Source organism: Rhodocytophaga aerolata, from assembly GCF_030503435.1.
In the GTDB taxonomy this organism is placed as follows: domain Bacteria; phylum Bacteroidota; class Bacteroidia; order Cytophagales; family 172606-1; genus Rhodocytophaga; species Rhodocytophaga aerolata.
In genome coordinates, this window is sequence record NZ_JAUKPO010000001.1 from 1,097,908 (window position 1) to 1,105,908 (window position 8,001).

At 44.4% G+C, this 8,001-nt stretch carries 5 protein-coding genes; 4 read left to right on the forward strand and 1 reads right to left on the reverse strand.

What is annotated here, in order from left to right; all coding sequences use genetic code 11:
• Position 1 precedes the first annotated feature (1 nt).
• The 4 genes from Q0590_RS04430 (at position 2) to Q0590_RS04445 (ending at position 7,069) form a co-directional block, all read left to right on the forward strand.
• Positions 2–2,332, forward strand: coding sequence for a PSD1 and planctomycete cytochrome C domain-containing protein (locus Q0590_RS04430; RefSeq protein ID WP_302036266.1), 2,331 nt, complete (start codon positions 2–4; stop codon positions 2,330–2,332).
• Positions 2,333–2,610: 278 nt separating this feature from the next.
• A complete protein-coding gene (locus Q0590_RS04435) occupies positions 2,611–4,062 on the forward strand; it encodes a DUF1501 domain-containing protein (protein WP_302036267.1) in 1,452 nt (483 codons plus the stop codon).
• Between the two features lie 406 nt (positions 4,063–4,468).
• A complete protein-coding gene (locus Q0590_RS04440; protein WP_302036268.1) occupies positions 4,469–4,816 on the forward strand; it encodes a hypothetical protein in 348 nt (115 codons plus the stop codon).
• Between the two features lie 84 nt (positions 4,817–4,900).
• The gene (locus Q0590_RS04445) at positions 4,901–7,069 is read left to right on the forward strand and encodes an FN3 associated domain-containing protein (RefSeq protein WP_302036269.1); all 2,169 of its coding nucleotides are present in this window, start codon (positions 4,901–4,903) and stop codon (positions 7,067–7,069) included.
• Between the two features lie 42 nt (positions 7,070–7,111).
• On the opposite strand, the gene Q0590_RS04450 is transcribed toward Q0590_RS04445, so the two are convergent.
• Positions 7,112–8,001: FG-GAP repeat domain-containing protein (locus Q0590_RS04450; protein WP_302036270.1), on the reverse strand; the 890-nt coding region annotated here is incomplete at its 5' end.

Here is an 8,001-nt window from a genome sequence, read left to right on the forward strand (position 1 = left end):
CATGAAGGGAATTATTCTATCGGCATTCATTATCTTTCTGGCAGTAGTTATATGGCAGGCTTGCTCAGACAAAAGTACCCAGACAGATACGGTGCTTGCCAGTAAATCGAATAAGATTGATTTTAACTATCAGGTAAAACCCATCCTGTCTGATAAATGCTTTGCCTGCCATGGGCCTGACGAGAAAAAAAGGGATTCCGGCTTGCGTCTGGATACCGAAGAAGGAGCGTTTATGGCCCTGAAATCTGATCCACATACGTTTGCTATTGTGCGGGGAAACCCGGAGCAAAGTATGTTGGTCAAACGCATTTTTTCCGAAGATCCTACCTTCCGGATGCCGCCGGCAGAGTCTAACTTAGTCCTGACCGAAGAAGAAAAAAATATCCTCAAACGATGGATAGAACAGGGAGCAGAATATAAAAAGCATTGGGCATTTATTCCTCCACAGAAAGCAAAACTTCCCGAAAAACAATTTGACGAATGGGGCAACAATGAAATAGACCGTTTTATAGGCGTTAAGCTGAAAGAACATGGCTTCTCCCCTAGTAAGCCGGCCGACAAAGAACGATTAATACGACGGGTAAGCTTTGATTTAACCGGGCTTCCGCCATCTCTGGAGCAAATGGATGCCTTCCTGAAAGACGAATCGCCACAAGCTTATGAAAAAATGGTAGATCAGCTGCTGGCTTCTACGGCGTATGGCGAACGATGGGCCAACTACTGGCTGGATGTGGCCAGATATGGCGATTCGCACGGCTATCAGGATGATCTGCCCAGAATTATGTGGCCCTGGCGGGATTGGGTAATTCATGCTTTCAACAAAAACCTGCCCTATGACCAGTTTGTTACCTGGCAACTGGCCGGCGACTTGTTGCCAGATGCGACCAAAGAACAGATCCTGGCGAGTGGCTTTAACCGGAATCATAAGATAACCCAGGAAGGCGGCGTAATTCCAGAAGAATACCGCACCGAATATGTAGCCGACCGGACCAATACGTTTGGAAAAGCTTTTTTAGGCATGAGTGTGGAATGCAGCCGCTGCCACGACCATAAGTATGACCCTATTCTCCAGAAAGACTTTTTCTCTATTTATGCCTTCTTCAATAAAGTAAAAGAGAAAGGCTTGATTGGCTACTATGAACTTCCTAAACCTAGTATTACCATTACACAATCTGACTTAAAAGATGTGCTGAAGTTTGTTAATGGCAGTACCATTGGTTCAAAAGATACGGTAAGTGTAATGGTGATGAGTGATGATGAGCCTCGTAAAACCTTTGTATTGAACCGGGGTGAATATGACAAACCTACAGAAGTAGAAGTAAAGCCTAGTACGCCAGCAGCCATTATGCCTTTCGATTCTACTGTATATGGCGCTAACCGGCTGGGATTGACTAAATGGTTGTTTGATGCACGTAATCCGCTTACCTCCAGAGTAATGGTGAACCGCCTATGGCAGGAGATGTTCGGAAGAGGCATTGTTGCAACCTCCGAAGATTTTGGCAACCAGGGCACCCTTCCCTCCCATCCGGAATTACTGGATTATTTGGCCGTAGATTTCCGGGAACATGGCTGGGATATAAAGTACCTACTAAAAAAGATGGTGATGTCTGCCACATATCAGCAATCATCGGCTACCAGTAAAGAGCTTCGGGAGAAAGATCCGGATAATGTGTGGCTTGCCCGCAGCGCCCGCTACCGTTTAAATGGGGAGATGATCCGGGATAATGTATTATTTACCAGTGGCTTATTGAACCCGGAAATTGGCGGGCCAAGTGTAAAACCTTATCAGCCGGAAGGTATCTGGGAAGCTATTGCTGCCGGACGGAAAGACCGGGGTGAAATGGGCTATATACAAGATAACGGACCCAAACTGTACCGCCGGAGCCTGTATACGTACTGGCGCAAAACCATCCCGCCACCTTCAATGCTCATTTTCGATGCAGCCATGAAAGAGATCTGTGAAGTGCGGCGTGTGCGGACCAGCACCCCACTACAAGCACTCAATTTACTAAACGACCCGCAAATACTGGAAGCATCCAGAGTATTAGGTTCACAGCTACTAGAAAAGCATACGCTGTCAACCGAGCAAAAAATAGAGCAAGCCTTCCGGAAGATTGTTAGCCGGAGGCCTACTGAGAAAGAAGTTGAAATTTTGATGGATGGGTATACCAGTGAATTGTCCCGGTTTAAAGCGCAGCCTTTGCTGGCTAAAAAGTTTCTGAATGTTGGCGCTTATCCACAAAATGAAAAACTAGACCCGGTTGCCTGCGCTGCCATGATGCACGTAGTCAGCATGATCTACAACCTGGACGAAGCCATCAGCAAATCGTAACCTAGTCAGTAGTCATTGGTCATTTGCAAAGAAGAAATATAGAAGCATGTTAGTATATTATCAAAGATTACTTTTATAACAACAGCTTTCACAAAAGGCACCTTATACTAGCTGAGGCACAGGGAGTAGGGATGTGTGAACTGTATACAGTGCAGTTGGGAAAGCGGGGCCCGTCCGGCCCTGGAGGACAAAAGCTTTCTATAAAGTCTTCTTTCAATACTTTAGTAAAAACTTATAAAAATTAAACTCAATCAGCACACGTATTAACCCATATACCTATGTCTAACGAACTGCTGAAGCAAGCGCTACATATGAACCGCCGGACTTTCCTCTCCAGGGCAAGTGTGGGTATTGGTAGCCTGGCGCTAGGCTCTTTGCTGATGCCGAATTTATTTAGCGGCAAAAAAGAGGAAGACCAACTACCTGTCGGCGTATCGCACTTTGCCCCCAAAGCCAAGCGGGTCATTTACTTATTTCAAAGCGGTGCTCCTTCCCAGCTGGAACTATTCGATCATAAACCCTTGCTCCGGAAAATGCACGGGCAGGAACTGCCGGCTTCTGTACGAATGGGGCAACGGCTTACCGGGATGACCTCTTCCCAGAAATCCTTTCCACTGATCGGCTCTTTTGCAGATTTTGGCCAGCATGGCCAAAGTGGAGCCTGGCTGGGTGAGTTGCTTCCGTTTACTTCCAAGGTGGTAGATGATATCTGTATCATTAAAAGCATGCACACCGAAGCCATCAACCACGATCCGGCAGTTACCTTCTTTCAGACTGGGAATCAACAGCCGGGCAGGCCAAGTATGGGTTCCTGGTTGAGTTATGGCTTAGGTAGTGAAAATAAAAACCTGCCTGCTTTCTGTGTGTTGCTTTCCCGTGGTCAGGGAGACATTCAGCCGCTGGCATCCCGTGTGTGGGGCAATGGCTTCCTGGATTCTATTCATCAAGGCATACAACTACGTTCCGGACACGAGCCGGTATTATACCTCCAAAATCCAGAAGGTACGGATGCAACAAGCCGGCGCAAAATGCTGGATCAGATTGCCGAATTAAATCATATGCAGGAACAGGAGTTTGGCGACCCGGAAATCACCGCCCGTATTTCCCAATATGAAATGGCCTATCGGATGCAGACATCTGTTCCAGAAGTAACAGACTTCTCGGATGAGCCGGAAAGTTCATTCAAACTCTATGGTGCGGATTCGCTTCAGCCAGGCACGTTTGCTGCTAATTGTTTACTGGCCAGAAGGCTTTCTGAAAGGGGTGTCCGTTTCGTGCAGTTATATCATATGGGTTGGGATGCGCATACCGATTTGCCAGGCACTACCCGCCGGTTTGCCAAAAATGTAGACCAGGCTTCTGCTGCGCTGATTACCGACCTAAAAAACCGGGGTATGCTGGATGAAACGCTGGTGATCTGGGGAGGTGAGTTTGGCCGTACCAACTACTGCCAGGGAACTTACAAACCCGACAACTACGGCCGCGACCATCACCCCCGTTGCTTTACTATCTGGATGGCTGGCGGCGGTATAAAGCCTGGTATTGTCTATGGAGAAACGGATGAATTTGGCTATAACATTATCAAAGATCCGGTGCATGTACACGATTTTCAGGCGACCATTCTTCACCTGTTCGGCTACGATCATGAGAAGCTGATTTTCAAACACCAGGGGAGGCGATACCGGTTAACCGATGTAAGTGGCCATGTGGTGAAGGGGATTTTGGCTTAAGATTAATAGAAACTCTGTTAAATTAGCTACAAAGCTCCTTCCATTACTATAAGAACGAGGAATCTTTGAAAGCTGAATTAAATTCAAAAAGATGCTTTCATCGTCTATATGAGAATAAAGAGATTGCATTAAAGATTATAAAAGCAATTTTGGCTTACATATCAAGGTTTTAAATTGCTAAGCAGTCTTATATGTTTTAATGAATATTGGTTAAGCAATGCTACAGAGAGCGTGTACTTTTAGGAAAAAGAATAGATATAAGCCTAATCCTGTTTTTCTATTAGGAGGTCAGTTTATTGTTGTCCTTATTAGTTGCCTACTGCTTGGAGGATACAGCAGATTGGGTAATATATCTTTTTCAATTTCTAACTATAGCGAGACAGATGAGAGAATCCAATGTGTGATCATGATTAATCAAGACACCATTCTGAATCAGGCAATGGAGCCTATCACAGTGTATCATTTCTCTAAAGATTTACCTATTGGTAAGTATCAGCTAACTGTCTCCAATCCTTTGAAAGGAGTGCTATATGTAGATACGCTAGTAGTTAGAGACCAATACTATGATGAAAATGTATATATTAAATATCAATATCTATCGGCCATAGAGGCAATAGGAAAAAATATGAATATGCACGGGCATGATTATCAGAAATTAGCTCAACATGATTTGTTCCAGCCGATTAACAGAAGATTCGAAGTAGATTATTATCATTCTCATTTCTTTAGCTTCTTATGGGAAGTATACTACTGAATTTATCAGTAGAGGAACGACACTTGATTTATACAATGCGTAGAATACTAATTTTTAAAGATTAATTTGAAATAATAATATTGAATGCACCAATTTCGATCCATCAGCTTAAACCTTATTTATTTTCTTAATATCCTGCTGCTGTTTCTGCTTGTTTTTGAAGACAAGGTGCAGGTGCCAGTATTTTTGCAGGTAGCCGGACGGATGCACCCGCTGCTGCTGCATTTTCCGATTGCTTTGCTGTTTATCGGGCTGTTTATTGAATGGTTCATTGTGCGCAAACAACCATCTAACGAAAGCTTAAAGGAGGTAACCTATTTCATATTCAATGTTCTGGCGGTTTGCGCCGCCCTTACAGCGCTATTTGGGTTTTTCCTCTACAAAGAAGGCGGCTATCAGGGAGAGGCCGTCGTCTGGCACAAATGGACTGGCGTAGTGGTATCTGTGCTGGCAGGCCTGCTGGTTTGGATGAAGGATAAGGCACCCACTTTTTATTTTCCCACCTTACTAATAAGTGCAGCAGCCATTACGGTAACCGGCCATTTAGGGGCGGAACTTACCCATGGAGAAGGTTTTTTAACAGAACCTTACCGCAAGCAAGCCCAAAACCGAGTCGTGTTAATTGATAATCCGGATAGTGCTGTTGTGTTCCGGGATGTCATTCAGCCCATTCTCAATGAAAAGTGTTCTTCCTGCCATAATACCAACAAAGCCAAAGGAGACCTAATTCTGACAGATTATACCTCTCTGACGAAAGGAGGAGAAAACAAAGATTGCCTGGTACCTGGCGATGCTGCAAAAAGCCTATTGTATAAATATGCGTTACTACCCATGGAAGATTCCCTGCATATGCCGCCAAAAGGAAAACAGCAGTTGGAAAAGGAGGAAATCAGGCTTATTGGCTGGTGGATCAATAGTGGTGCTAAAGAACAGGAAAAATATGTAAATCTGCCCAAAGCAGATAGCATTCACCCGATTATTGCCTCCTTATTCAAACCTAAAACAGGCTTAGACTTACTGCAAATAGCTTTTGCCGATCAGGAAAAAGTAAAAACACTCAATAACCCTTACCGGACCGTTCAGCAACTGTCTGCCTCTAAACCCTATATAGCGGTATTTACCGGCAGCCGCAATAATTTTACTACACAAGATCTGGAAGAACTCAAAGAGCTGAGGGAGCAGGTGGTTTCTATTGATGTAGGCAATGCCAAACTAAAAGATCAGGATCTGAAAGCTTTGCAGCAATTTCCTCATTTACAAAAGTTACACCTGCAAAACAACCCGATTAGCGATGCTGGCGTGAAGCAACTCTCCGGTTTAACTTATCTGGAAAGTATTAATCTATCCGGTACTAACATTACTTCCCAGACATTAAATGATCTTTCGGGCTGGAAAAATCTTAAAAAGCTATTCCTGTACAACACTAATGTATCTGAAGAGCAGATTGCCAAATTAAAAGAGAAAAATCCCCGGTTAGAAGTCTATAATACCAGTCTGGACTTAAGCGATAGCATATATGAAGCGGCTTTATCTACTCCACAGTGCAAAATAGACAGTGCCTTTTTCCACCACCAGGCAACAGTTGAAGTAAAATTAGGAAGGGGTAACATAAAGTATTATTATACAGTAGATGGTTCTGAGCCAACAGATCAATCCATTTTATATACCAACCCATTTGACATTGATTCTTCGGTTCAGCTGAAAATAATGGCGGCAATGAAAGGCTGGAAAGACAGCCCCATAGCTACCTACTCGTTGATTAAAATTGGGCCTAAACCTGATAAAGTAACCCTGGAAACCAAACCAGACCGGAAGTATAAACTACCGCCGGATAGTATGCTGGTAGATGAAAAATCCGGAAGCTTATACCGCTATGATAAGGAATATCTGAGTTTTCCGGTGGAAGACTTACAGGCTAGTTTTATGTATGCCAAGCCTCTGGAGTTGTCGCAAGTAAGCCTTAGTTATTTAGAAGATGTGGAAAATGGCATGATGCCGCCACATTATATGGAAGTATGGGGAGGTAGCAGTAAAACAGGTCTAAAAAAATTGGGAATGATCAAAGTAGAAGACTATCCGGAGGCTGTGAGGCCAGCAGCTAAATATGTATTAACAGTAAATTTTCCGAAGCAGCCTGTAAGCTATATTCGCATATTCGCCAAAAACAATAGCAGTTTTCCCGAATGGCATACTCTCAAGAAAGACAAAGACGCCAAACCCAGGCTGCAGATTGATGAGGTATCGCTGGAGTAAATGCACATTAAACTACAAACTCAGGTAGGGTATTTTTGCCATCTACTTGGTAGCCTTAGTATAGGATGCAGATACTGGATGTTTGTTTGAATCTTTAATAGATACGATTCTGACTGGAGCATTATTCATAGCAAAAAATATTATTTGCTTATTACCAACTGGCAGTGAACCTATATTCCGAACTTGTCCTCTAATATGGATACCACTAGCCTGAGCAGGGATAGAGGTAAAACTGCCATCGCCTATGCCTTTGAGAAACAAGCCATAGCTGCCATCATAGATGCCTACCTCCGGCTTGGCCTCATACAAGTTGCCCCCCATCAAAACATCCACCTTGCCATCCCCATCATAGTCGCCTGCCGCTAGCCCATAGATCACCGATAGCTGTGCCTCCCTGGGTAAGGCCTTCCGTGCAAACCTCTTTCCCCCTTCATTTATAAACACACTGCTCTCCAGCACATAAGCCTCCAGCTTTTCAGCCGCTGCCAGCTGCTCTTTGGTGAAGATCTGCTCTATTTGCTGCCCTTGGTAGCTTTCATACTTTAAATACTTTTTCTTCAGCGAAGGCAGTACCGAAACCAGATCATGCCTTAAGGCCATCGGATAGGCTTTCTCACCATTGTAGCAGCTCACCAGCTGTTCTACACTGCCATTACCATCAAAGTCGGCCGCATACATGCTGACAGGCTTTGCCTCACTGGCTTTGAATCTGGAGTTCAAGCCATGATTGGCGCCTAAGATGTCTAAATAGCCATCTCCATTCACATCAGCTACTGCTAGCCTGTTCCACCAGCCATTACTCTTGGCTAAAGCTAGTGCTTCGGTGACTTCCACCAGCTGGCCTTGGTTGTTGGCAAACAAGCGTATGGGCAGGTATTCGCCTGTGAGCACCAGGTCCTGATCCCCATCCCTATCATAGTCCAGCCACTGCC